Origin of the sequence: Chryseobacterium ureilyticum (assembly GCF_900156735.1) — a bacterium.
Taxonomy (GTDB): Bacteria; Bacteroidota; Bacteroidia; order Flavobacteriales; family Weeksellaceae; genus Chryseobacterium; species Chryseobacterium ureilyticum.
In genome coordinates this window covers 733,534-759,907 of record NZ_FTOL01000001.1, presented here as the reverse complement: position 1 = coordinate 759,907, position 26,374 = coordinate 733,534, and the positions used below count along the sequence as shown (strand labels likewise).

Here is a 26,374-nt window from a genome sequence, read left to right as displayed (position 1 = left end):
TTTTAATACTATATTTGAATAAACGCACTTACATTCCCCTCCTTTGGAGAGGTGGATTTCAAAATTTAGGAAATTTTGAAAGACGGGGTGGTCAAAACACACAAATGAAAGAAATAATTACAAACATCAATAAGATTCCTATCTACAGAAACTTTGTAGAAAATCTACCTTATAATTCTCAATTAAAATCATTATTAAGAGAAAAACGTAAAGTCCGGACACTGGGTGAAGTCATCTTCTGGAAAAAGGTTCGAGCAAAAACGTTTCATAAAATTGATTTTGACAGACAAAGGATTATTGGTAATTATATTGTTGATTTCTATGTAAAAACATTGGGATTAATTATTGAAATTGATGGTTCCAGTCATAATGAGAAATAAGTTTATGATGGTATCAGACAGGAATATTTAGAATCATTAGGATTATTGGTTTTTAGGATTACGGATTTTGATATTAGAAATAATCTGGGAGTGGTAATGAAGGAGCTGGAGGATTTTATTATTACACATTATGGAACCACCCCGTCTTCAAAAATTGAATAATTTTTGAATCCACCCCTCCAGAGGAGGGGAATTTCTTCTTACAAAATAAGGTGATCATCTAGAAAATAAAAAAACCTCACTGAAAATCAGCAAGGTTTTCTATTATTCTATAGGACATTCAAATTTTAGGTTAAAACATCATCATTCTCTTCTTCATGATCGTCCGCATTATCACTTAAACTCCAATAGTTATTTTCTTCATCCTCCTCTCCTATTTCCTCCATATCATCATCTTCGTCTGCACCGGGAATATCTAATCCTTTGTCCAGTTTATCTTCATCAATATCTTCGTCAAAGATAGGATTTCCATCTCCATCAAGCGAAATATGCTTTTCTCTTTTAAATATATCTTCGTTGGAATCATAATCCATGCGTTCCAATCTTTTGTTCTGTTCATTAATATTATTTTCCGGTGCCATGATATTTGGGTTTTAAGGTTTATATATTGAGAACAAAAATAATTCCAACTTATTATGAATGATCAGCATAAACTTCAGGATTGGCACAATATGGCATTTTGTCCCCATTAAAAAAGGCTACAATATTTTCTGCAGCAAGCCTTGCCATACCGTTTCTTGCTTCAATGGTAGCTGAGCCAATATGAGGTAATACACAGACATTGGACAACTCCAAAAGAGGATTATCTGCTGACATAGGTTCCGGATTGGTAACATCCAGACCTGCACCCCAAATCTTACCTTCTGTCAGGGCTTTATATAAATCCTGTTCGTTTTGAAAGCCTCCTCTCGCTGTATTAATAAAGATTGCATTAGGATTCATTTTTTCAAATACAGAATAATTGAAAAGATTTTTATGTTCGGGAGTGAAATTAGCATGAATACTTAATACATCTGAATTTCTGATAAGCTCATCAAAAGAAACATACTTCGCACCAAGCGCTATTTCTGCTTCTTCATTATGGCTACGGTTATGGTAAATAATCTCCATATCAAAAGCTTTTCTACATTTTTCAGCCATTTGATACCCGATTCTTCCCAAACCGAAAATGCCAAGTGTCTTACCATACAATTCCTGTCCTAAAGCATGCAATGGGTCAAATGCTCCCCAATTTCCCTCTTTTACCTTTTGAAAGTTATAACTTGCTCGTCTTGCCACTGATTGCATTAATAAAAAAGCAACATCGGAAGTAGCTCTACTCAGTACGTCCGGTGTATTTCCTATAGGAATACTCCTTTGATTGGCTTCTCGAATATCCACATGATCAAAACCCACGGAATACAATGCAATTGCTTTAATATTTGGGCACGCATCAAAGAATGCTTTGTCATATTTAAAATCCCCACCAATATTTAAAATTACATCTGCATTTTGGCAATACTTCAACCATTCTTCATAAGATAAATTCTCATTTTCAGGAAGTGTAATCTGTAATCCTGCTTGCTTTAGTATTTCAACTCCTATTTCAGGAATTCTTTTATTGATAAAAACCTTCATATTATATATTGAGTTTAAAAACAAAAACCTCACTTGCCAGAAGTAAGGTTCTTTAACTTTAATATTAAAAACTATTTCTTTTCATCCGAATGTTTCTCATTGTTCTCCCAAGCCTCAGAAGCCATATCCTGAATTTCTTCCCAAACATCCTTTGCAGACTTCTGCGCCTGTGTCATAAATCCCTGTTTGGTAGCTTCCTGATTCTTGCTTTTCATATCATTCATGTAATCTTTCACCTCTTGAGAATAGCTTTCTACGCTGTATCCCGGATTATTGTGCAGGTTTTTCTGAACATTACTAAAATCATGTGACGCTTTGAATCTGTTTGTGTCCATAATCATAAGATTTTAAGTGGTTTGTCTTTAAAAGAGTCCAATTTCTATTCCGAAGCAGAACTAAAATTTATTAAAAAACATTAAATTATGTGAACATATTTTTTGCTACGAATACACAAATAAAATTATTCAAGAATTATTTTTAGGGATAAAATCTATAGAGCTATGTGTTTATGAAAAAATGAACCACATAGATACATAGATTTTAACAATTATAAATTATACTTTGGCGGTTATAAAAAGAGAACAAATCTAAAGTTTCCCCTCTTTATCTGGGTATTATTTTTACAATCCAGAGTCCTGTTTTCTATTGATTTGTATTCCCCAGCATCGGAACAAATTTATAAGCTCCGAACTCTTCTTTTTCAAATTCTGTAGGACCTACTTTTGTAAATCTGTAAAGAACCTGCTCATCTGTAGGACCTAATGGAATCACCATTTTTCCGCCTACTCTTAATTGTTTTAAAAGTTCTGTAGGTAAGGTTCCGGCACCACAGGTTACAATGATTTTATCGAAAGGAGCAAAAGTCGGAAGCCCCGCAAACCCATCACCAAAGCTTTGAAATTTTGGATATAACCCAAGTTCTCTCAATTTATTTTTGGAAAAATCAAAAAGGTCCTTCTGTCTTTCTACTGTAAATACATGTGCTTTCATTGCCAGTAAAACGGCAGTCTGATATCCGCATCCGGTCCCGATTTCTAATACTCTTTCCCCGGCTTTCACCTGCAACAGTTCGGACTGCTCTGCCACCGTTGACGGATGGGAAATTGTTTGATGCGCCAGAATAGGAAAAGCCCTGTCTTCATAGGCAAAATCCTCAAAAATACTTTCAATGAAAAGGTGTCTCGGAATTTCATTCATTGCCGAAAGTACATTTTCATCCGAAATCCCGATTCTGTATCGGAGATATTCTACTAAATTCTTTCTCTTTCCTTTATGTACAAACGAATCCTGCATGTGACAAAAGTAAGAAATTAGATTTGAGATTTCAGGGATTACAGAAAAGAATTATCCACAAAAAGCCAATTTCTGCCTTCAGGAATCTAACTTCTTTCTTATCTTTACAAAAATTTAATACAGCTATGTTAAAAGCAGGTTTGGTAGGTGCCGGACACTTGGGAAAGATACACTTAAAACTTCTTAATCAGTCAGATAGATATGAGTTTGTAGGTTTCCATGATAAAGATGTTGAAAACGGAAAGAAATTAGAAGCCGAATTCGGTTATAAATATTTTGAAAATTTTGATGAATTATTGGAGCAGATCGATATGCTTGATATTGTTACTCCTACCGTTTATCATTATGATTATGCTTTAAAAGCGATTGAAAAAGGACTGCATTTCTTTATTGAAAAACCGGTTACCCAAACGCTGGAACAAGCAGAGGAAATTCTTCGTCTGTGCCAGGAAAATGGTATTAAGGCACAGGTGGGACACGTTGAAAGATATAATCCTGCATTTATTGCGACAAAGGAATACATCAACAATCCTATGTTCATTGAGATTCACAGGCTGGCAGAGTTTAATCCTCGTGGAACGGATGTTTCTGTGGTATTGGATCTTATGATTCACGATCTTGATATTTTATTGAGTATTGCTAAATCTAAAGTGAAAAACATTCATGCAAGCGGAGTTTGTGTAGTAAGTAAAACACCGGATATTGCTAATGCAAGAATTGAATTTGAGAACGGATGTGTTGCTAATCTTACGACTTCCAGAATATCTATGAAGGCAATGAGAAAAAGCAGATTCTTCCAGAAAGATGCCTATATCTCTGTAGATTTCCTTGAAAAGAAAGCAGAAGTAATCAAAATGAAGGATGCCCCTGAAAATCCGACTCCATTTGATATGATCATTGAAAATGCTGAGGGAGAGAAGAATCAAATTCTTTTTGAATATCCAAATATTCAGCCTAATAATGCTATTCTTGATGAATTGAATTCATTCGCGGATGCCATTACAGGTGATAAAAATGTAGAGGTTTCTCTTGAGGACGGAACTGAAGCTTTGAAAGTTGCATTAGAAATTATGAAGCTTATCAGCTAAATGAAAATAAAGACTGCAATACTATCATTCGCAGTCCTCACAATGCTATCTTGTAATCAGAAGAAAAATGGTTACGAGATACATTGTGAGTTTAATAAAAAACAAGCCCAGAATCAGTTTAATTATAAAAACTATACCTGGACTATTTTTTCAGGAATGGACTACATTAATCATTTCGGCGAAGATGAGTTCATAAAATTACTTGAAAAACAGCATATAAAAACCAAGACAATTCCTATAGTATGTGTCAGATTTCCAAATGATCAATATGAAAATTGTGAGGAAATTGAGATGAACAAGCTTATTGAAGAGAAGTTTGGGAAAAAATTTATTGATTCTTTACGATACATCGCAAAACAGACTTTCATTAAAAGTCATCATGAAGAAGTATTTTCTTATGAATACTGTGATGAATTTTCCAGATATCCCAATTCAACAATAAATAATCAGTTTGATAAGATCCAGGACGATTATTTATCAAAATATCCTACTCCTGAAGAATATATCAGGAAAAACGAAAAGTATTATTCTTTCACTTCAGCGAATTTTATTCTTACTAAAGACGGAAAAATTAAAGATTTATCAATAGAAAGCGAGTTTCAAAACAAAAAAAACAATATATTTGAAAAACAATTCAATAAACAATTGAAAGAATTTGTTTTACATACTCAATGGATTCCCGGCAAAATAAGCGGTCTGAATGTAGACTCTTATTATGACGTTACTATCCATTATAATTAAACTCTAAAAAATTCCCCTTTACTATTTAAAATCAAAATAATTATGAAAAGAGTCATTCTATTATCCGCTTTATTATTGTCTCAATTTGGGACATCACAATTATTAAAGACTTCTGGAAAGAAAATCGTTAATGATAGAGGTGAAAATGTTCAGTTAAGAGGTCTTGGCTTAGGAGGATGGATGCTTCAGGAAGGATATATGCTAAAAACTGCCGATTTTGCTGGACCACAATACAAAATCAAGGAAAAGATTGCTGAACTGATTGGAGAAGACGGAATGAATAACTTCTATAAAGCTTATCTGAAAAATGGTATTACTAAACAGGACATTGACTTTCTGGCAAAAGCAGGCTTCAATTCTATAAGGCTTCCGATGCATTATAATCTGTATACACTTCCCATTGAAAAAGAACCAACAAAGGGCAAAAACACATGGCTGGAAGAGGGTTTTAAAATGACGGATGACCTTCTTCAATGGTGTGCTGATAATAAAATATATCTGATTCTTGATCTGCACGCGGCACCTGGAGGTCAGGGAAATGATGTTAATATTTCTGATAATGATAAGTCTAAGCCTTCTCTTTGGGAGAACGAAGAAAATCAGAAAAAAACGATTGCTCTCTGGAAAAAACTAGCAGAACGGTATAAAGACTGCCCATGGATCGGTGGTTATGACCTCATCAATGAACCGAATATCAATTTTACAGGAAAGAATCCAAACGGAACAGATGAAATGTCTAATGCTCCTCTTTGGAAGTTACAGAAGGATATCACAGCAGCAATCCGTGAGGTAGATCAAAAACATATTGTTTTCATTGAAGGAAACGGATGGGGAAATAATTATAATGGATTAATTCCTATCTGGGATAAGAATATGGCGTTTAGTTTCCATAAATACTGGAACTATAATGATGAACCAACGATAAAGGCAGCACTGGACCTTAGGGAAAAATATAATATGCCCATCTGGCTTGGTGAAACCGGGGAAAACTCCAATGTCTGGTTTACAGAGCTGATACAGCTTTTGGATCAACATAATATTGGCTACGCATTCTGGCCGATGAAAAAGATCGATAATATAGCGGGAATCACCAATGTAAAAACGACACCGGAATATGAAAAACTTCTGGAATATTGGAAAAATGGAGGTGAAAAACCTTCGAAAGAATATGCCACTAAAGCTTTGATGCAAATTGCTGATCATTATAAATTTAATAATGTGGAAATTAAAAATGATGTTATTGATGCCATGTTCAGACAGGTGACGGATAGTTCTACAAAACCGTTTAAAAATCATCAGATCCCCGGGAAAATATTTGCTACAGAGTATGATCTTGGAAGAATAGGTTCTGCATATCAGGATAAAGATTTTATCAATCTTTGGGTAAGTGATCCTGCAAAAAGGTCAGAGTGGAATTCCGGACAACACATGAGAAATGATGGTGTTGATATTTATAAATGTAATGATCAGGTAACTAATCGATATTATGTAGGAAAAACGGAATCTGGCGAATGGCTTCAGTATACTTTTACCACAAAAGCAGCTAAGAATTATAGTTTTGATATCAGATATTCATCATCTAAAGATTCAAAAATAAGAATTGAAACAGCTTCAGGGAAAAACTTAGCAACAGTTTCTCTATCTTCTACAGGAGGAAATGAAAATTGGAAAACTGTTTCTGCTAAAAATATTAATCTTGAGAAAGGAGAAAATAAAATCAGAATTGTTTTTGAAAATGATGGGGTGAACCTTAATTATTTTGAGATAAAGTAGTTTTGAGAATAAACTTAACAATATTCTTACGATTACAAAAAATGATATAGCAATCATCACTTTTCCTAACAATAAACACAACACAAACACTTAATTTATAAATGATTACAAAATATCTAAAACCATAATTTGTAAAATAATCTCAGATATTTCGAAGACGGTGTGGGATAATTTTAATAAATAAAATATTAAGCTTAATTTTAGCGCGGAGAATTGTATCGGTTCTTTGTATTTGTCAATATGAAAAAAGTACTATCAGCTGGGGCTTTATTTTGCTTCACGCTCTTCTTTTCACAGAAGAATCAAAACTATTTAAAGATCAGCTATGCAAGTGTATGTTGTGGTCCTGCCTCTGAGAAACCTGTCATCAGTTATCTGAAAGAGTTTAAAAGGAAAAATCAGATCAGAAGTCTGGAAATTTTAATGCAAAAAGGGCTGGGAAAAGAAGGTGAATTCAATGTATATGTAGGTACGGATTTTCTTTCGATCAATCAAAGAAGTCGTTTGATACGAGGACTGAATGCTGCTGTTTCCAACCAAAACAATGGCAGGAAACAGGAAAGCAACGGTATGGTACATTTTGATTCTGCGGATATTGCTCATCAACAGGATCTTGTCAACGCAAAAAATTTAACTATCTATAAAAAATAAAGGAAAAATGATCAAAAACATTGTAGTTATCGGAGCTGGAACCATGGGAAATGGTATTGCGCACACTTTCGCACAAAGCGGTTTCAAAGTAAATCTTGTAGATGTGTCTCAGGAAGCTTTGGACAGAGGATTGAAAACCATTACTACGAACCTTGACAGAATCATTGCAAAAGGAAATCTTACAGAGGAACAAAAAGCGGAAACATTAGGAAATATCACGACTTTCACAGCTCTTAATGATGCTGCAGGAGCTGCTGATCTAATCGTAGAAGCTGCGACTGAGAATCTTGATCTTAAATTAAAGATCTTTGGTCAGATGGACGAATTGGCACCTGCCGGATGTATTCTTGCAACCAATACTTCTTCTATTTCTATCACTAAAATTGCTGCGGCTACAAAAAGAGCTGATAAAGTAATCGGAATGCACTTTATGAACCCGGTTCCCATCATGAAGCTTGTAGAAATCATCAAAGGATATTCTACTTCTAAGGAAACTTTTGATTCTATCTACGAAATGAGTAAGACTTTAGGTAAAGTTCCTGTGGAAGTGAACGATTACCCTGGTTTCGTTGCAAACAGAATCTTAATGCCAATGATCAACGAATCTATCGAAACTCTTTACAATGGAGTTGCTGGTGTAGAGGAAATTGATACGGTAATGAAATTAGGAATGGCTCATCCGATGGGACCACTTCAATTGGCTGACTTCATCGGTCTTGATGTATGTCTTGCTATTCTTAATGTAATGTACGACGGTTTCAAAAATCCTAAATATGCTCCAAACCCACTATTGGTAAATATGGTAACTGCAGGAAAACTGGGAGTAAAATCAGGAGAAGGTTTCTACGACTATTCTGAAAGCAAAAAAGCTGAAAAAGTATCAAAAATGTTTTTGAAATAATTCGTCAGATTATGAGTTGTGGGTTATAAGTTATAAATTTGGGTTCTCAACCTTTATTGACACTTAATAACTATAGCTTTGATGAGAATTAAAGAGAAAAACATTCAAATATTATTGGTCATCATTACTTTAGTGATGACCATTTTTCGTTTTTTACTTAATGAAAAAGGAAGGGTAAATCCGGATTCTATTCGATATATGAGATTTGCTCACGGATTACCTGCCATTGACAATACAACAACTCCGCTAGGCTATCCTGCCGCTATAAAATTCTTTACCTATTTTGGTTTTGATGAGTTCTGGAGCAGCAAAGTTATTGGTATTATTGCTTGTCTCTTTATTGTATTATTTGCCTGGAAAAAGAAATTCTATTTCAGAGAATCGATTGTTTTATGCAGTTTATTCAGCTTCTTATCTGTTTTTGCCTTTACCATGAGTGAAGCTTTGATATTACCTTTTGTTTTTCTTTTCCTGTATACTGCATCGCTTGTTATTAACGGAAAGCTATCAGGCTGGAAAGCTGTTTTTTATCTTTCTCTATCTTTGGTTTTACTTTATAATATCAGGTACAGCGCTCTTTTCATCATTGGAGCAACTGGTTTATATGGGCTTATTTTTTGGAAAAGAAAATATGGACTTTCTTTTATCATTTCGGCAGCTATTGGGATGATTTTCATTGTTTTGTATAAATTTTTATTCATTGATTATTTTAATAAAGAATACGTACAGCATTTCCTGGAGATGGGTCTTCATACCACTCCTGAGCTATTGGTAGAACTGTTTCAAGGGTTGTGCACTACTTTTAATCCTTTTATCCATATGGCGAATCCTGCGGGAGGGATTATCAATTATGGAATCTACGGAATTGGGCTTATGAATATTCTTTTCATGACTTTCCTTTTTATAAAACAGAAACTTTCAGATACTGACTTTTTTAACATTTTCATAGGTGTTTCCGGGATTGTATGCTCTTATTTCATACAATATTTCTACTCTATAACGCCGATGGATTATAGGTTATTGGCTCCTTTTAGCTTTCCGATATGGTTGGTTTATTTTAAGAAGCTATTTGAACTGTTCAATATCAAAGCTTATGTAATCGGTATTTTAAGCTTAATGTCTGGTATGCTTTTCACCTGGTTATCAAAAGGTAATTATTTGGAAAACAGAAAAATGATTACAAAATATTTAAAAGAAGAAGGCTTGGATAAAGTTCCTTTGAAATTTTATATTGTAGAGGAAGAAGACCTTGATAAAATACAGATGGCTGAGTTGATAAGTACGGTAAATCCTCAGATAAGCCTCACATTCAAGCCACAGGATACTTTACATAAAACAACACTGACAAGCTATAAAGTTTTACAAAAAGTTAAGATCGACAAGAACAAATATCAATAATTTTATTATCTTTGATTTAAAGTTAAAACATTAAAAAAATGAAATTACCAAAGTTTTTATTAGCAGATAATTCGGAGTTTCCAGAGGATCTATTCGTAGTACACACTGAATACCCAAGATTCATCTTAAACGTTGAAGAAGAGGAAGTTGAGTGGTTAGACGATTTAGAAGGAGATGACGAGGAAACTATGGCAGACGAAGCTACAAAGGTGGTAGAAGCAGCATTCAAATGGTGCGATGAAGAGTTGGCTAAGTACGACGAAGAAGAGGAAGATTAATAACACTCTAAACATAAAAAAGGAACTCAAATTGAGTTCCTTTGTTTTTTATTCTGATTTATTGAATTTCAATAGTAAAAGATTGTCTTTATAAAGCTCTAAAGTGGTTCCGGAAATCACATATTTATTTGCTTTTCCCATCATATCCATAAAGTTCTGCTCTACACCAATGTTATTACACATCATTTTTGTAGATCCCATTTGTCCAGCTGTGAAACCACCTGTAGAAGGGTCTATCTGAGCTGTTCCAAAATAATTGTTACATCCGGCATTTCCCGTTATTTTCTCTCCTTCAATATTCAATGTCGGAACTTTTCCTTTCACATTGTCAGCCAATGTCCATTTAGTATTGGCAAGAGCCGGCTGAGCCTTTCCTACTTTTGAGGCAGATGGGCTGGTCATGGATCCACACGAAGCCAATACCGCTGCTGTACATATACTTAAAAAAAGATTTTTCATTTTTTTCTTTTTGAATTAATCCAAATTTACGGATTTTATATTATTTAAACGGGTTGCGGTGAATTTTATTATTCTTTAACAGTTGTTTTTTTAAACACAAATAACACTAATACTTGCACAAATATCACAACCCTGTCCTTACAAATAAAACGTAACAATCTCAACTTTGAAAGTTAACTTTAATAGGTTGGTAAACGCGAAGACGCAAGATATTTTTAATGATATATCAAAAGGCACAAAGATTTTATCGCTGATAAAATTATGATAATGATATATTTATATTATATATTCAGCTAACGAATAAGCTAACTGTTTGAATACAAACGAAAAAGATTAGCCATTAGCTAATCTTTTCCTAATTCTAACGGGTTTTCGTATTTTTTATTTTCCTCTCTTTCTTTTTGGCGTTGTCTAATTATTTCTTGACCTTGTATAATAGTAGTGTCAGAACTTTGAAGTACACCAATTAAATTCGCATTAGCATCTTTTAATGCTTTTTCAAATTTCGGTCTAGTAGTTTCTATAGCGTCTACATATCTGCTTTTCTTAATGGTAATTAATTTATCTTTTAATTTAGATGCAGGTATAGATTTTACTAGTTCAAAATCATAATCTCCTTTGTCATCCGTTATTTTAACGATTAATCCAGGCAATCCGCTAAATTTGTATGGACCATAAGGCAACGGAATTTCAGGAGAATACCATGCTATCCAGTTCCGACCTTTAAAAGTAACTTCTGCTTTCTTACAATTGATTGTATTGATTATTTTTGTTTCATCTATAAGTTTCCAATTTTTTATTATTGGTTCTTTATAGGTGAGTATTGACATTCCAACTAAGTTAAAATATTGTATATCTTCATTTGATTGTATTATAGTAAAGGAAAATTTTGTTTTTGGAACAGATACTCCTTTTGAACTTAATAGCTTTGCTCCATTTTCTAAAGTTTTTATTGGAAGTGCTTGATATACTGAATCTCTTTTCAGTGATTGAGTACTTGCAAAAAATGCACGTTTATCACCTATCTGTAATGAAAAAAATTCTTCATGTCTATAATCAGGAGTTAATGTATTCAATTTAGCTTTTAATAAATAGGTAAATTCACCACGCAGAGTATCTTTTTTATGTAATTGAGAAAAAAATAAGACACTAAAAAATAAGGCTAATAATTGAAAATTTTTTTTATAGTAATGCATAGAATTATTTTTGATTGCAAAAAAATGCACTTATAACTTTTTTAGGTCATAAGTGCAAATAATTAATATGAACAAATATTAATTGCAGTAATTTGCTTCAAGATTAGCAAGCCACTGATTTGCTTGCTGTGGTGTCCAATCTTGAGTTGTAGTAGCAGTCTGACCACAAAATTCTGCAATCCAAACTTGTTTAATACCTCCTTTTACAGTTTTAAGGTCTTCGCGAGTTAACTTTTTTAATTTTTTTATAATTGTATATTTTTTAAAATTACGTTTTAAATATATACAATTAATTCATATCAAAGAGATATTTTTTATTATGTTAAGTGCCTTGTTTATTGTGGAAAACCGTAATTTATATTTGAAAATATTTCGTATTATATTGAATTAATTTATCTTATTATTTAAATAATTAACCTCAGACAGAAATTTTTAAAACTGAAAGATGTTTAATTATTTGTTATATCATTATCAAAATTATATACAACTTACCTATTTTTATAATATTTTTTTTGCGTGTATTCCAACTTAAAATGACTTTTAGATTTCTAAACACACAAAAAAAAACGGACTTAAAAAAGTCCGTTTCTATATATTTTTCAATCTTTTATATTAAGATCTTAATTCTGCGTTGAACTCTTTCTGGAAAGATTTGATTAAAGAATCCATTACTTCTGTAATTTCCTTTTCTTCCAGTGTTTTCTCTTCGTTTAACAGTTCGAAGCTCATCGCGTAAGACTTCTTGCCTTCAGGTAAATTTTTCCCTTCATAAACGTCGAATAAATTAATACTCTTAATGAATGGAGATTTATTTTTCTTTGCAGTCTGATATAAATCCTGATAGTTTACATTCTTATCAATCAGTAAAGCTAAGTCTCTTCTGATCTTGTTGAATTTAGGAATATCCTTAAACTTCAATTCATTTTTAGAACGTAATTCCTGAGCAAACTCAAGCTCGATTTCTGCATAGAAACAATCCTGATCGATATCAAAATCCTTTAAAAGAGCCGGAGCTACTTTACCGATTCTTACTAATGTTTTTCCTTCTGCTTCATAAGCTAATGCATCAGAGAATCTGTCATCAGATAAAGCTACTTCTTTGTAATCAATAGCTAATCTTTCCAACAACACTTTAACATATGCTTTTAAGTTATAGAAACTTACAGCAGATTTAGGTTGCAACCAGTTTTCAGCAACATCTCTTCCTGAAACGATGATAGCCAATTGTTTTCTCTCTTCGTACTTATCTTTCTTGTGGTAGATTTTTCCGAATTCAAAAAATTTGATATCCTGATTTTTTCTGTTGATATTATATACAGTATTCTGAAGAAGCCCTTCCAGTAAAGACTTTCTCATGAATGCAAGATCACCGCTTAATGGGTTTAATAGTTTTACAGCATCTGTTTCGTCTTTTACAGAAGTTAATGAGTTATTCATTACCTCATTGAATCCTAGACTTTGTAACCCTCTTGCCCAGCTGTTTTCCAATTCATCCTGGTCGTTTGCACTTAGCTTAACCGGAGTGAAAGAAATCTTCTGCGGAGCATCAATTTTATTGTAGCCATAGATTCTTAAAATCTCTTCGATAACGTCGATTTCTCTTGTTACATCTGCTCTGTAAGCTGGAACAGAGATTTCAAATCCATTAGGAATTTCATTTAAAACCTGAATTTCCAAAGCTTTTAAGATCTCCTTTACTTTTTCTCTGTGAATTTTTGTTCCTAAAATCTGTTCAATCTTAGAGAATCTTAAGATCACATAGCTATCTTCTATTTTCTTAGGATATTCTTCCAACAACTCTCCCACTAACTTTCCTTCTGCTATTTCCTGGATCATTTTAATAGCGTGAGTAATTGCTGTTCTTGTAATATTTGGGTCAACTCCTCTTTCAAATCTGAAAGATGCATCGGTATTTAAGCTGTGAAGTTTTGCTCCTTTTCTTACCGCAATTGGGTTAAAGTAAGCACTTTCTAAAAATACAGTCTTTGTAGTTTCAGAAACTCCTGAATTTGCACCTCCGAAAACTCCTGCAATACACATTGGATTGTCCTGACCATCTTTAATCATGATTTCAGTACCGTTCAATGTTCTTTCAACACCGTCTAAAGTGGTGAATTTCGTTCCCGGTTTTACAACGCCTACTTTCACTTTTTTATCTGCAATTTTATCTGCATCAAATGCGTGAAGTGGCTGTCCGTATCCGTGAAGAATATAGTTTGTAATGTCTACTACGTTATTGATTGGACTTAATCCGATAGCTTTCAATCTGTCTTTTAACCAAGATGGAGATTCTGCTACCTTTACATCTTCAATCACTGCTCCAATATATCTTGGGCATAGTTCAGCATCCTCAATTTCAAGTTTGAAATCATGAGAACCTTCATTATTTAGAGCTTCAGAAGCTACTTTATTGAATTTTGACTTCAGTTGATTTGTAGAAAGGTAAGCATGTAGATCTCTTGCAACCCCATAGTGAGACATTGCATCGGTTCTGTTTGGCGTTAAACCAATTTCGAAAACCTCATCGTTTGTTAATTCAAAATAGTCAGCAAAGTTTTTTCCTACTTCATATTTCGTTTCATCCAGCACCATGATTCCACCGTGATCTTCACTAAGACCAAGCTCATCTTCTGCACAAATCATCCCCTGAGAAACCTCACCTCTGATTTTTGCTTCTTTAATTTCAAAAAAGTTTCCTGTTTTATCATAGATTTTTGTTCCAACAACCGCTACAGGAACAGTTTGTCCTGCATCTACGTTAGGAGCTCCGCAAACAATGTTCAACACTTTTCCGTTTCCTACGTCTACTGTTGTCTTCTTCAGTTTATCGGCATTAGGATGTTTCTCGCAGGTTAAAACTTTACCTACAACAATTCCTTCCAGGCTGCCTCTTACACTTTCAAATTTATCTATCCCTTCAACTTCAAGACCTATATCTGTAAGGAATTCACCGATTCTTTCAGTTTTCAATTCCGTTGTCACAAAGTCCTTCAGCCAGTTGTTTGATATTTTCATTTGCTTATCTATCTACTTGTTTAATTCGTCAAACGAAACTTTGGGTCTCACTTGCACTATTTTGAAATTTTTGTTTGAATTCCCGTCTTATTATTGAGTCGGTTTTTCGCGGTACAAATGTCGTGTTTTTTTGAGAAATACAGAAATTTCAAAGCGATTTTAAGATAAATAATTTTGTTTTTTTTCTCCCATAAGGACTGAATAAATCACTTTACAGCATACTTCTCTTATAATTTTAACATATGATTTTAAGCCAGATTCAAAGATGGCTTCACCAATCTCTTTAAACTATCTGAAAATAAGACCAATCCACCCGCCATCATAATAATATCTTTTATGACAAGCCTTCCTGCTCCTGAAAGGTATGGAAAGCCATATTGCGGTGTAGGAAAATCACCTCCAAGATTGGGAACATATACTTCAGGAGTGGTTACCAGAAAAGATAAAGTAACTAATGACATAAAAAATGTCAAAATTCCTCCCACAGCTCCTATTCTTGGAAACCAAATACCTAATAATACTAATATTCCAATCCCAATAATCATTGTTCCCAATCCGTAAGAAAATATATATGTTCCGTTGGCTGTATGCCAATCAATATTCTTCTTCACTACTTTTCCTTCCGGGTTTTTATATAATGTATATTCTGAAACTAATTTTTGGTCTTCATTCAATACTTTATTTCCCGCATTTTTATAGAAGAAGCTCATGAAAGGACTGTTGGCAACAAATGGCACAATGCCATCAGCTTCATATTGAAAAGCTTTAAGCCCTCCAATCCATGCCATAACGATAAATATTGATATTCTCAGAAAATTGAAAAAATAAGCGTCTAATTTTAATAAACGATTGTATAATCTACTGTTTTGCATATGATTTACTTTTTTAACAAAGGTATTCACATGCTTAGCGCGTTGCCATAGATATTTCAGGATATTACATGGACATTTTTGCCACTACAGAAATTCCAACTTTTTCTCTATATTGTTTAGGTGAACATCCTACAGATTTTTTAAAATATCTGCTGAAATAAAACTCATCATCAAACCCCAGCTCTGAAGCTATTTCCTTTACTGAACGGTAAGTGAGATGAAGTAATTTTTTAGACTCAAGAATGATTCTTTCATTGATCAACTGAGTAGGTGTTTTCGCAAATTCTTTTTTTACAGCTTTACTTAAAGTACTGTTTGTTATATTAAGTTTATCACTATAAAATGAAAGTTCTTTTTCTTGTTTAAAATTAATTTCAAGTAGTTTCTGAAATTCCACGGCATGTTTATTGGGAAGTTTTTCACCAACAGTAATGCTACTTTCAGCACTACTTTTTTGTTTGCTACAGATAGCAAGAATCAGCTGTATATAAGTTTTAATAATAGATTGTGAGAACTGATGATTCTCTCTTTCTTCTTTCTTAATGTGGTTAAAAAGTTCCAGAATATATTCATAATTCTCTTTGGAAAGTTCTATACCTGGATTTAAGTAAATGTTATTGAAAAGAAGTCCATTACACGCCACCTCATCTTTATGATATTCTATGCAATAATAATCTCCATGAAAAAGGAGAACATTCATAGCCTCTTCTGAATCAGCAAAAAACTTTAGCTTTTGATAAGGTGAAAGGAACAGAATATTATAACCATTATAAGAATAATTGATCCCATCCACGGAAAATACACCTGTTCCCATCCATAGAATAGCGCTATAGTTTTCAGTAGTGAATTCTGAAAGAAAATGTGATGGTAGGTAAGATTGTATTTTTACTTCCATGATAAAAGACCTAGTACAAAATAACGTTATTATTTTTTAAAACGATATATCCGAAGAATAAAGCCGGTTGAAGATAACTATCAATAATCTTTCGAATATCTCTTTTTCTCTACTAGATATTCCGTTTTAGCCCCGTTACCTATTTTGAAAATAGTTTTTATAGTTTCTCTGTAATTATCTTTTTCTACCCTAGGAAGATAACATACAAAATGCAAATGAGGTCCTTTACTCCATCCTGTATTCCCGCTTAGAGCAATAACTTCTCCTTTTTTCACCTGATCCCCAATATTTACTTTAACACCATCTTGTTTCAAATGATAATATTGGGCAAATGTTCCATCCGGATGTAAAATTGTGATATAATTAGCCTTATCTATACAAGCTCTTGTTGGACATCCTTTACTATTTGTACTCACAAAATCTGTTACAATTCCATCTCTGGCAGCAACAACTTCAGTTCCTACTGGCATGGTAATATCTAAGGAGTTTTCATTTTGATGTGAAAAGCTACCATTATATCCTTGATCAATATTAAATGACTTTCCAGCTTTAAAAGGAAGATCATATTTATATTCTTTATCATAGTTTTTCAAGGTAATATCTCCTGTATACATTACATAATCTGGTATTTTTTTTACTTTCCAACCTTTGGTCTTGTCATCAATAATAAAGTAAGCAATTCTATTTTTTGATGATCTTGCCGCTATTATCTGTGTTGTTCTAAAGACCTCTGAAGTTTTCATATTTTCAACTTCAGGAAAACCTGAAAACACTAAAGACATAGGATAAGCTTCTTGATTATCCATATAAAGACTTAAAGTATCTCCCTTTTTCTCATGGTATACTTTAATATTTTTTTGTGAGAATAAAATAAGAGATTGTAATACTACAAAAAGTAAAAGTATTTTTTTCATGGTTATTTTATTATATAGAAAAAGAGGTTTTGTTATCCAAAACCTCTCTTGTTTATTATCTTCATTTACTATTACAATCCGATTACCGGCATTGATAACATTAAGATATTTTCGTTTTCTTCAAGACCGTCAAGTGGTTCAATGATACCAGGTCTGTTTGGTTGAGACATTTTCATGGTAATATCATCAGATCCTAAAATTGTTAACATTTCAGTTAAGAATTTAGAGCTGAACCCGATATTGATATCTTCTCCGTTATAGTCACAAGGAATCTGCATGTCTGCTTTGTTTGCATATTCAGTATCTTCTGCATGTAAGTGAAGAATATTTCCTGAAAGCTTGAATCTTACCTGGTTGGTAGATTTATTAGACATGATAGATGCTCTCTTGATAGCTCCTAATAAAAGGTTTCTGTTGATTGTCAATACATTCGGATTTTCCTTAGGAATTACCGCTGTGTAGTTTGGATATTTACCATCAATCAGTCTACAGATCCAGATATGCTTATCAAAAGTAAACTTAGCCATGTTCTCATTGAAGTCGATTCTTACCTCGTCATTTGAGCTTGCCAGAATATTTTTGAAGATATTCAAAGGCTTTTTAGGCATAATGAATTCCATTGGCTCGGCATTCATCAGGTCTGTTCTTTTATAAACAACCAATCTGTGAGAATCTGTAGAAACAAAGTTTGTTTCATTTTCTCCAAACTGGAAAAGAACTCCTGTCATTACCGGACGAAGGGAGTCATTACTTGTAGCAAATAATGTATTAGTTAAAGCTTCAGATAAAACACCTGCCGGCATTATTACACTTTGTGAAGCGTCAAATTCTGGTAGTTCAGGGTAGTCATCAGCGTTATCTAATGCTACTGCGAAATTATCTTTTTCATCTAAAATCTCAAGCTGGCTTCCAGTTCCTTCCGCATTGTCCTTTACTACAAATGTTAAAGGCTGTTCTCCATATGTCTTGATAAAATCCTGAAAAATCTTAGCAGGAACAGCAAATTTACCTGAGTCATCAGACTTTACTTCCAATGAAGTAACAAGAGTCGTCTCACCGTCAGATGCTGTAATGGTAACATTATTTCCGTCTAATTCAAAAAGATAGTTTTCTAAAATAGGTCTCGATTGAGAGCTTGATATTACGCCACTTACAGTTTGCAACGCCTTCTGCAGTTCACCACTTGAAATAATAAATTTCATAGATTTATATAATAAGTTTCTACAAATATAATAAATACATACAACAAAGAAAAAAATAATCTTGAGGAGTTTTGAACAATCATCGTCAACCTGTTTTAAGCCTTGACATTACGTTCAAATTTTCTGAATCATTTATTTTTGTTCAAAAAAGATCCGATTGGGAATCCTCGAGCTGATTTTTAATCTTGTATTTCAAATATAGCAGATTCGGCGGAACAATCAAAATACAAAACCTATCTTTGTTAAAAATAATTTTAAAAAATGCAAAAACCTCCTCTTCATAAAAGTTTTCTCAATGCTTTTCGGGGTGTTTTTGTGATGATAAAGACTGAAAGAAATTTTCAGATTGAACTTTTAGCTTTTTTTGTCAATGTATTTCTTATTTTCTATTTAAAGCTTTCCAATACTGATGCTGCTATTATCCTTATTGTTTCCACAGCCGTCTTGAGTGCTGAAATTTTCAATACCGCCATTGAAAAGATTTGTGATTTCATACAACCAGACTATGATAAAAGAATTGGTTTCATCAAAGATATTTCAGCCGGAGCAGTTGTAATAATGGCTGTTTCGTCTGTTATAATTGGGATTTTTATTTATTGGAAGTATCTTTTCATTTGATCAAAATGATCAACTTTTCATAAATTTTCTATAAAATAGAAAAGATATTCATTTAATTTGATATTTTTTATTAAGTTCGCCAAAAATTAATCTTATGAAAAAGTTATTAGTCGGAATCTTTGCTGCAGGGGCTATTTCATCTTGTAGCGTGGGTGATGATACTTTACCGATGCCTGATAATTCTGGAAATAATAACAATACCAATATTGTTGGAGTTTGGAAAATACAAACTCAATATCAGATTTCGGGAACTAATAAAGAAACTGTTATTGCAGAAAAAGTTCCTGATGATTGTAAAAAACAGGGAACTTATGAGTTCAAAAATGACGGAAAATATTATATGGTGGATTATAACAATGTAGATTCTGTTTGTAAAAAAACGGAGGCTACCACTCCTTATGAATATAATCCTGCTCACATGAAGCTTACGATTGGAAGCAATGTAGCTGATGTACTTGAACTTTCTTCTAACAAACTTGTTATTTTAGTAGCTACAAATGATGACTACAATGGTGATGGTATCAAAGACTACGATAAAACTGTTTTTTATAAATAAAAATCATTTATAAATAAAAAGCCTGCTGTTTTTAGAATAGCAGGCTTTTTTGTATTTCGAAAAGTAGTTGTTAAACTTATTTCACAGCAATCAAAATATCAACTTCTGCATCTGAAGGATTCTGAGCTTTTTCACCATATATTTCAAAATCAGCGGTAAATATTCTTTCTAAATCCATATTCCATATTTTAATCCATTCATTGATCACCAAATCTTCTGCAAGGTTTCCTTTTGGAGTAAATTTCACGTAGTTTCCGCCTTCAAAAGATTTCCCAATCATTCCTTCAGGAATTATATCAAGATTTTCTACTTTGCATCCAAGTAATGTTGTGTAAGGTTTTGTATGGTCTTTTTCATAATCTGTATAAATGGAATAGATGGCATTATCTATTTTGTTTGGAATGTTCTCCACAATATTTTCTTTCATCAATTTCTCCCACAATACCGGAATATCCTGTGCTGCCTGATTGTTTTCATTGGTTGTTCTTACTGCAATTCCGATCACCTTAAAAGGTTCAATTTTCACGTTGTTCATTTCTTGATATTTTGTTGTATGACAAAGATAGAATGAAGTTGTGACAGCTGTTTGTCAGGAGTATTTTTGAGATGAATAATTGCTTTTCTTTCTCAGATTATTATGTTTTGGCTAAAGCCAATTGATAAATATTTAAATGTAAAAACGGGCTAAAGCCCGTTTCTATTGATATTTTTTTAATCAAAAACATTTTTAAAATGTTATGCTCATTAGATTATTTGAATTTTACAAAGGACAATAAGCATCCCATGTTTCCCCCGTCATACATCCATCATATTTTGGGCAAAAGTAATAATAGGGTGAAGTGCTGCAGTTCCCATTTTCATCTTTAGGATAAATAATTCTAGGTGGGTTTGCACCTCCTCCTTTTACAGCTTTTAATTCTTGTCTTTTAATTCTTTTTAAATTTTTCATGGTAATTTTATTTTTGCAGTTTAAAACTACTAAATAAAATTCACTCTACGTAGATAAATTCAAGCAGGCTTATTTTCCTACATAAATAAATCCTTTGTTTCCGGATTTAAAAACGGTTTCTATTCTTTTATAATCATCTACTTCATATTCATCTGCTTGTAAAATTTCTGTTTCTGTAACTTCAAAAAGCACTCCTTCTACTTCGTCATCATTTTTTCCTGAAAATTCAAGAACAGGATGATACTTTTGTCCGCTTTTGCGTAGAACTTCCGGATCTGTAATTTCAAGCATATTCAGTTTATATCCTGATAAAACATCTTTTTCTCCCCGTAAGATACGTCCGAATGTTTCAATCTGAACCTGTTCTTTCTGTAAGGTTCCGTAAGAAAATAAATTAGGCATTATAAATATTTTTCAATGATTGGTATTGCTATTTCAGCCATGATTCCATAGCCTTTTTCGTTTGGGTGAACTCCGTCTTCAGAAAGTAGAATTTCTTTGTCATCTAATATTGCATTATAAAAATCAATATAACTTAAAGAATTTTCTACTGCAATATCTTTAAGAATCTGGTTGTAAACGATAACTTCTTCATTGGTTCTTAATTTTCCGGATCCCACCACTACTCCATCTATTTTTTGAGCAATGGGAAGGATACTTACCAAGTAAATGTCTTTAGAAAACTGCTTTGCATGCTGAACAGCAATCTTGATATTTTCTTTAAATTTTTCAGGCTCTACAATATAAGCTCCGTCTTTTATCGCAAGATCGTTGGCTCCATAGCTGATAAAAACAAGGTTACCATCAGCGCAATTTCTTGCTGCCAATTCAACGGGCATTCTTTTTAATAATCCTTCTGTAGTTTCGCCTCCTATTCCTAAATTGAATAAAATCAGTTCATCACCATTTCCTTCGTGGAATTTTTGCAGGGCATATCTCTTTAAAATGTCTACCCAACCTCCAAAAACACCGTCATATTCTCCATATGTTATACTGTCTCCAAAGAACAGTCCATACACTATTTTCTTCATTCAATTAATTCTTCTGTTTATTGATTATTACTCCTTACTAAGGTTTATCAAATATTTTTCAAAGTAAAATAAAATCTGCTGAATCTGGACAATCTTCGAGAAATTTTTAATGTAAAATTGTATTGAAAAGGGTTTTGAACCATTAAGATTTTTAAAGGGATTAAGAAGAGTTGAGAAAACAGCTAAGCTATTTTATATAAGCAGTCTTCTAAATTTATCTTTGATGAAGATTAACTTATCTTAAAGTCTTCATTTTTCTTAAGGGTTGAAATATATTTTCTTGACGCAAAGTTTTTATTATGATTCTGTAGATTTTAGGAAGCTAAGATGCAATCAACAAGTTGATTCGATGAAGCTGGCTGGAAAGTGTTGAAAATAAACATTACTATTGTAAAGTTCTCACTCATTACTCATCAATCTAGTTTCAGGACAATATTCTTGTGTGAATCAATAATTTCTATCAGAATATCAAACAGTGTTTGACCTTTTACTTCATTCAGCTCATTCAATTTTTGTTGTATCAATTCTGTATTGAAAGGTTTTCCCTGTTTGATTTTGTTTTCGTAGAATTCACGAGTTGCTTTAAGCCCTAAATCTTCTTTTGATTTTTGAGATTCTTTCCAAATAATTTCAATTTCTTCTTTATTTTCAAAAACCCCGAAACCACCGTAAAGGATATCATTAAAGCCGTCTAAGGTTCCAACTTTCCAATCTGTATCTTTCATTAAGACCTTGGATATTTCTTCGTAGAAACCGTCTAAAGACGAAAAATGACCGCCATGGATGACGATCATTTTTCTTGTATTGTTATTTGAAGTATTCAACACCGTTTTTGAATATGTTGTGATAATTCGCGGTTGGTATATTTTTCATGAGACCATCCGTAAATCTTTCCGGGTGTCCCATTCTTCCGTAGATCTTTCCACATGGGCTGGTAACTCCTTCAATTCCGAATAATGAATTATTTGGATTGAATGGCATTCCGTGAGCAATATTTCCATCGAAATCAATGTACTGCGTTGCAATCTGTCCGTTTTCATACAACTTCTTGATTTCTTCTTCTGAAGCCATGAAACGTCCTTCACCGTGAGAAATTGGAATGGTGAAAGTCTGACCTTTCATTCCCTTTAACCATGGGCTTTCATCGTTCACTACTTTTACAGTAACCATCTGAGAGATGTGTCTTCTTATCGCGTTGTGAGCTAATGTTGGAGAGTTTTCATCCAAATCCTTGATTCTTCCGTAAGGTAATAATCCAGATTTAACCAAAGCCTGGAAACCATTACAGATTCCGATGATCATACCGTCTCTGTCTAATAATTCGTGAACTGCATTTCTCATTTTTTCGTTCTTTAAAACGTTGACAATGAATTTTGCAGAACCATCCGGCTCATCTCCTGCTGAGAAACCTCCTGAGAAAGCTAAGATCTGAGAAGTTCTAATCTCTTCTACCCATGCATCAATACTTTCATCCAATAATTGGTGGCTGATATTGATTAAAGGTAAACTGCTTACTACAGCTCCTTCTTTCTGGAATGCATTTAAGGTATCATACTCACAGTTGGTTCCTGGGAACACTGGAGCAAATACTTTAGGCTGGGCAATTCCGTGTTTTTTGATGATGATATTTCTTGGGTTGATTGAGTTTGATTTTTCATCAATTTCAACCGTTATCTTTTCTTTTTCTGCTGTTGGGAAAAGATTTTCGAATGTACCAGTATAAGCAGATACAAGATTCAAGATGCTAGACTCAAGACCATTGATTTTTAAAATGTCTGAATCTTTTACTTCTCCGATTAACTGTAAAGATGCATTACCTAGCTCTTCTTTAGCTTCGATGATTAAGCTACCGATATTTTTAGCTAATAAAGTGTTTTCATCAGCATTAATTTCAGCTCCTAATCTATTTCCGAAACTCATTTTTGCTAATGCTACAGCTACTCCACCGTCTTTTACGGTTTTCACAGAAACGATTTTTCCTGACTTGATGTTTTCAAAGATGAATTCGTAAGCGTCTTTTAAAGCATCATAGTTTGGAAGACCGTTTTCCTGAGCAATGTGGTTGAAGAAATATACTTTGTTTCCAGCTGCTTTAAATTCTGGAGAAATGATATTTTGTTTATCTCCATTTGCACATGCGAAAGAAATCAATGTTGGTGGCACATTTAGATCCTGGTACGTTCCACTCATCGAGTCTTTACCACCGATAGCAGCCAATCCAAGGTTGATCTGTGCATCATAAGCTCCTAAAAGAGAAGCTAATGGTTTCCCCCATTTTTCAGGAGACTGACCAAGCTTTTCGAAATATTCCTGGAAGCTTAATCTGATGTTTTTATAGTCACCTCCCATGGCAACAATCTTCGCTACACTTTCTACTACGGCGTAAGATGCTCCCAATAAAGAGTTTTGTTTTGAGATTTCAGCATCGAATCCCCAGCTCGCCAAGGAAACCGTTTTGATATCTCTTGCTCCTAAGATCGGTAGTGTCTGCACACTTCCTTCCATTAGGGTTTGTTGGTATTTTCCACCTAAAGGCATTGCCACTGTTGTTCCTCCTACAGAAGAGTCAAACATTTCCAATAGTCCTTTTTGGGAAGCTACATTTTTATCTTTTAGGGTATTCAGGAAGTTTTCTTCGTTGAATGCCTTAGTTTCTGTTTTTACTTCTTCAAGATGGTTGATTTTTACCTCCTGAGATTTTGAACATCCGTTTGTATCAAGGAATGCTCTTGAAAGGTCAACAATTTTGTCTCCTTTCCAGAACATCTGCATTCTTCCTGAATCTGTTACTTTTGCTACTTCTACCGCAACAATGTTTTCAGCTTCACAGAATTTGATGAACTTTTCTTTGTCTTTTGGATCTACTACAACTGCCATTCTTTCCTGAGATTCGGAAATCGCCAATTCTGTTCCGTTTAGACCTTCATATTTTAATGGTAATACATCAAGGTTTACTTCTAAAGAGTCTGCAATTTCACCGATAGCAACAGAAACTCCACCTGCACCAAAGTCGTTAGACTTTTTAATTAATCTTGTCAGTTCAGGGTTTCTGAATAGTCTCTGGATTTTACGTTCTTCTACGGCATTACCTTTCTGAACTTCAGAACTCATGGTGTGGATAGAAGTTTCGTCCTGTTCTTTTGAACTTCCGCTTGCTCCTCCAACTCCATCACGACCTGTTGCTCCTCCTAAAATAATGATAGAATCACCATTAGCCGGTTTTTCACGTCTTACCCAATCTACAGGAACGGCTCCGGTAACGAAACCTACTTCCATTCTTTTGGCTTTGTAACCTTCGTCATAGATTTCAGAAACCATAGTGGTAGCAAGACCAATCTGGTTACCGTAAGATGAATATCCGTTTGCAGCCTGTTTAGTGATTGTTTTTTGAGGTAATTTTCCTGGTAATGTTTTGTCTACCGATTCTAAAACGTCTGCAGCACCTGTTAATCTCATCGCTTGAAACACAAACGATCTTCCGGATAAAGGATCTCTGATAGCCCCACCTAAACAAGTAGAAGCACCTCCGAAAGGTTCAATTTCTGTTGGGTGGTTGTGTGTTTCGTTTTTGAATAATAAATACCAAGGTTCTTTCTTCCCATCGTATTCTGCTTCAATCTGGATGGTACATGCATTGATCTCGTCAGAGATTACGAGGTTGTCAAGATTACCTGTTTTATGGAAATATTTACCACAAACTGTAGCTAAGTCCATTAAGGAGATAGGTTTCAGTTCGCGACCTAAGAATTTTCTTTTTTCGATATAGTCATTGAAAATAGTATCCAATGTCTGTTTGAATTTTCCTTCAAACTGAATGTCTGACAATTCTGTTTCGAAAGTCGTATGACGACAGTGATCACTCCAATAAGTGTCTAATACTTTCAGCTCAGTTTCTGTAGGGTTTCTTTCTTCAGTTTTAAAGTATTCCTGAATAAATTTCAGGTCATCTAATCCTAATGCAAAACCGTGATTATTATAGAAATTTTCCAGTTCAGCATCATTGAAATTGATGAAGTTTTCGTGGATAATTACTTTTGAAGGTGTTTCATCAGCAGGAATATCCAGTACAGATAAGTCTTTTTCCTGAGATTCTACTTTGTTGATCAAAAGATCTTTGATTTTCACCAGGTCAGTTTCTGAAACTCCTTCAAATTCGATCAGCTTTCCACTTCTTACTTTTGACTTTTCATTTTCCGTCAATAAAGCAATACACTGTTGAGCAGAATCTGCTCTCTGATCGTACTGACCAGGCAGGAACTCCATTGCGAAATGGATGCTTTTTGCAGGGTTTTCTGTATGTAAAATATCAGTTACCGGATCTACGAAAGTATTGTTAACTACTTTTTCGAATTCTCCGTCATTCAAATTGAAGATGTCATATACATTGTATACTTTCACACTTTGAATTGCCGGGACAACTGCTTTTACTTCATCAAAAATTTTTGGACTTTCAACATCGAAAATTCCTCTTTTTTCTACGAAAATTCTTTTGTTATTAGACATTAGATGTCAGATTTTATTTAATATTAGATTTATTTTTCTTTCAA

At 33.5% G+C, this 26,374-nt stretch carries 28 protein-coding genes; 10 read left to right on the top strand and 18 right to left on the bottom strand.

Annotation, left to right across the window (positions count from 1 at the left end; translation table 11 throughout):
* Positions 1 to 104 precede the first annotated feature (104 nt).
* Complete coding sequence (locus BW983_RS24300; protein ID WP_228408941.1) at positions 105 to 380, top strand: endonuclease domain-containing protein; 276 nt, start codon at positions 105 to 107, stop codon at positions 378 to 380.
* Positions 381 to 667: 287 nt separating this feature from the next.
* On the opposite strand, the gene BW983_RS03120 is transcribed toward BW983_RS24300, so the two are convergent.
* The 4 genes from BW983_RS03120 to BW983_RS03105 all read right to left on the bottom strand — a co-directional run bounded on the left by BW983_RS03120 (position 668) and on the right by BW983_RS03105 (position 3,290).
* Positions 668 to 961: a hypothetical protein gene (locus tag BW983_RS03120; RefSeq protein ID WP_076549858.1), complete on the bottom strand. Its 294-nt coding sequence runs from the start codon at positions 959 to 961 to the stop codon at positions 668 to 670.
* Positions 962 to 1,013: 52 nt separating this feature from the next.
* Positions 1,014 to 1,997, bottom strand: coding sequence for a 2-hydroxyacid dehydrogenase (locus BW983_RS03115; RefSeq protein ID WP_076549857.1), 984 nt, complete (start codon positions 1,995 to 1,997; stop codon positions 1,014 to 1,016).
* A 71-nt stretch (positions 1,998 to 2,068) separates the two neighbouring features.
* The gene (locus BW983_RS03110; protein ID WP_076549855.1) at positions 2,069 to 2,332 is read right to left on the bottom strand and encodes a prevent-host-death protein; all 264 of its coding nucleotides are present in this window, start codon (positions 2,330 to 2,332) and stop codon (positions 2,069 to 2,071) included.
* A 307-nt stretch (positions 2,333 to 2,639) separates the two neighbouring features.
* Positions 2,640 to 3,290: a protein-L-isoaspartate(D-aspartate) O-methyltransferase gene (locus tag BW983_RS03105; protein ID WP_076549854.1), complete on the bottom strand. Its 651-nt coding sequence runs from the start codon at positions 3,288 to 3,290 to the stop codon at positions 2,640 to 2,642.
* Between the two features lie 125 nt (positions 3,291 to 3,415).
* Between BW983_RS03105 and BW983_RS03100 the strand changes: the two genes are divergently transcribed.
* The 7 genes from BW983_RS03100 to BW983_RS03070 all read left to right on the top strand — a co-directional run bounded on the left by BW983_RS03100 (position 3,416) and on the right by BW983_RS03070 (position 10,120).
* A complete protein-coding gene (locus BW983_RS03100) occupies positions 3,416 to 4,378 on the top strand; it encodes a Gfo/Idh/MocA family protein (protein ID WP_065393114.1) in 963 nt (320 codons plus the stop codon).
* Positions 4,379 to 5,119, top strand: a complete 741-nt coding sequence (locus BW983_RS03095; RefSeq protein WP_076549852.1) for a hypothetical protein — start codon at positions 4,379 to 4,381, stop codon at positions 5,117 to 5,119. It begins immediately after the preceding gene.
* A 42-nt stretch (positions 5,120 to 5,161) separates the two neighbouring features.
* Entirely contained in the window at positions 5,162 to 6,892 is a 1,731-nt protein-coding gene (locus tag BW983_RS03090) for a cellulase family glycosylhydrolase (protein ID WP_076549851.1), read from the top strand.
* Between the two features lie 240 nt (positions 6,893 to 7,132).
* Positions 7,133 to 7,543: a hypothetical protein gene (locus BW983_RS03085; RefSeq protein ID WP_076549849.1), complete on the top strand. Its 411-nt coding sequence runs from the start codon at positions 7,133 to 7,135 to the stop codon at positions 7,541 to 7,543.
* Between the two features lie 10 nt (positions 7,544 to 7,553).
* Positions 7,554 to 8,444: a 3-hydroxybutyryl-CoA dehydrogenase gene (locus BW983_RS03080; RefSeq protein ID WP_185116856.1), complete on the top strand. Its 891-nt coding sequence runs from the start codon at positions 7,554 to 7,556 to the stop codon at positions 8,442 to 8,444.
* A gap of 81 nt (positions 8,445 to 8,525) precedes the next feature.
* Positions 8,526 to 9,842, top strand: coding sequence for a hypothetical protein (locus tag BW983_RS03075; RefSeq protein WP_076549846.1), 1,317 nt, complete (start codon positions 8,526 to 8,528; stop codon positions 9,840 to 9,842).
* Positions 9,843 to 9,880: 38 nt separating this feature from the next.
* The gene (locus tag BW983_RS03070; RefSeq protein ID WP_002977986.1) at positions 9,881 to 10,120 is read left to right on the top strand and encodes a hypothetical protein; all 240 of its coding nucleotides are present in this window, start codon (positions 9,881 to 9,883) and stop codon (positions 10,118 to 10,120) included.
* Positions 10,121 to 10,168: 48 nt separating this feature from the next.
* Here the strand turns inward: BW983_RS03070 and BW983_RS03065 are convergent, their stop codons facing one another.
* The 8 genes from BW983_RS03065 to dnaN all read right to left on the bottom strand — a co-directional run bounded on the left by BW983_RS03065 (position 10,169) and on the right by dnaN (position 18,673).
* Entirely contained in the window at positions 10,169 to 10,579 is a 411-nt protein-coding gene (locus tag BW983_RS03065) for an META domain-containing protein (RefSeq protein ID WP_065393108.1), read from the bottom strand.
* A gap of 344 nt (positions 10,580 to 10,923) precedes the next feature.
* Complete coding sequence (locus BW983_RS03060; protein ID WP_076549845.1) at positions 10,924 to 11,775, bottom strand: GLPGLI family protein; 852 nt, start codon at positions 11,773 to 11,775, stop codon at positions 10,924 to 10,926.
* A gap of 78 nt (positions 11,776 to 11,853) precedes the next feature.
* Positions 11,854 to 12,024, bottom strand: coding sequence for a bacteriocin-like protein (locus tag BW983_RS24590; protein WP_449391185.1), 171 nt, complete (start codon positions 12,022 to 12,024; stop codon positions 11,854 to 11,856).
* 363 nt (positions 12,025 to 12,387) lie between these two features.
* Entirely contained in the window at positions 12,388 to 14,790 is a 2,403-nt protein-coding gene (gene pheT / locus BW983_RS03055; RefSeq protein ID WP_076549843.1) for a phenylalanine--tRNA ligase subunit beta, read from the bottom strand.
* Positions 14,791 to 15,038: 248 nt separating this feature from the next.
* Positions 15,039 to 15,662: a DUF417 family protein gene (locus BW983_RS03050; protein ID WP_076549842.1), complete on the bottom strand. Its 624-nt coding sequence runs from the start codon at positions 15,660 to 15,662 to the stop codon at positions 15,039 to 15,041.
* A 64-nt stretch (positions 15,663 to 15,726) separates the two neighbouring features.
* Complete coding sequence (locus BW983_RS03045) at positions 15,727 to 16,557, bottom strand: AraC family transcriptional regulator (protein ID WP_076549840.1); 831 nt, start codon at positions 16,555 to 16,557, stop codon at positions 15,727 to 15,729.
* Positions 16,558 to 16,637: 80 nt separating this feature from the next.
* The gene (locus BW983_RS03040) at positions 16,638 to 17,471 is read right to left on the bottom strand and encodes a M23 family metallopeptidase (RefSeq protein WP_076549838.1); all 834 of its coding nucleotides are present in this window, start codon (positions 17,469 to 17,471) and stop codon (positions 16,638 to 16,640) included.
* 71 nt (positions 17,472 to 17,542) lie between these two features.
* Complete coding sequence (dnaN, locus tag BW983_RS03035) at positions 17,543 to 18,673, bottom strand: DNA polymerase III subunit beta (RefSeq protein WP_065393104.1); 1,131 nt, start codon at positions 18,671 to 18,673, stop codon at positions 17,543 to 17,545.
* 261 nt (positions 18,674 to 18,934) lie between these two features.
* On the opposite strand from dnaN, the gene BW983_RS03030 reads away from it, so the two are divergent.
* Complete coding sequence (locus BW983_RS03030; protein WP_076549837.1) at positions 18,935 to 19,291, top strand: diacylglycerol kinase family protein; 357 nt, start codon at positions 18,935 to 18,937, stop codon at positions 19,289 to 19,291.
* 94 nt (positions 19,292 to 19,385) lie between these two features.
* Positions 19,386 to 19,847, top strand: a complete 462-nt coding sequence (locus tag BW983_RS03025) for a lipocalin family protein (protein ID WP_076549835.1) — start codon at positions 19,386 to 19,388, stop codon at positions 19,845 to 19,847.
* A 76-nt stretch (positions 19,848 to 19,923) separates the two neighbouring features.
* Here BW983_RS03025 and BW983_RS03020 read toward each other — a convergent pair whose 3' ends face one another.
* The 6 genes from BW983_RS03020 to BW983_RS02995 form a co-directional block, all read right to left on the bottom strand.
* The gene (locus BW983_RS03020) at positions 19,924 to 20,382 is read right to left on the bottom strand and encodes a GyrI-like domain-containing protein (RefSeq protein ID WP_076549834.1); all 459 of its coding nucleotides are present in this window, start codon (positions 20,380 to 20,382) and stop codon (positions 19,924 to 19,926) included.
* A 225-nt stretch (positions 20,383 to 20,607) separates the two neighbouring features.
* On the bottom strand, positions 20,608 to 20,796 hold the full coding sequence (locus tag BW983_RS03015) for a bacteriocin-like protein (protein ID WP_076549832.1): 189 nt from the start codon (positions 20,794 to 20,796) through the stop codon (positions 20,608 to 20,610).
* 69 nt (positions 20,797 to 20,865) lie between these two features.
* The gene (locus tag BW983_RS03010) at positions 20,866 to 21,198 is read right to left on the bottom strand and encodes a gamma-glutamylcyclotransferase family protein (protein ID WP_076549830.1); all 333 of its coding nucleotides are present in this window, start codon (positions 21,196 to 21,198) and stop codon (positions 20,866 to 20,868) included.
* Entirely contained in the window at positions 21,198 to 21,827 is a 630-nt protein-coding gene (locus BW983_RS03005) for an SGNH/GDSL hydrolase family protein (RefSeq protein ID WP_084184285.1), read from the bottom strand. The genes BW983_RS03010 and BW983_RS03005 overlap by 1 nt, the downstream gene beginning before the upstream one ends.
* Positions 21,828 to 22,240: 413 nt before the next feature.
* Positions 22,241 to 22,654, bottom strand: a complete 414-nt coding sequence (locus BW983_RS03000) for a barstar family protein (RefSeq protein WP_084184339.1) — start codon at positions 22,652 to 22,654, stop codon at positions 22,241 to 22,243.
* A complete protein-coding gene (locus BW983_RS02995; protein ID WP_076549828.1) occupies positions 22,635 to 26,330 on the bottom strand; it encodes a phosphoribosylformylglycinamidine synthase in 3,696 nt (1,231 codons plus the stop codon). Before BW983_RS02995 ends, BW983_RS03000 begins: the two co-directional genes overlap by 20 nt.
* Positions 26,331 to 26,374: the final 44 nt, after the last annotated feature.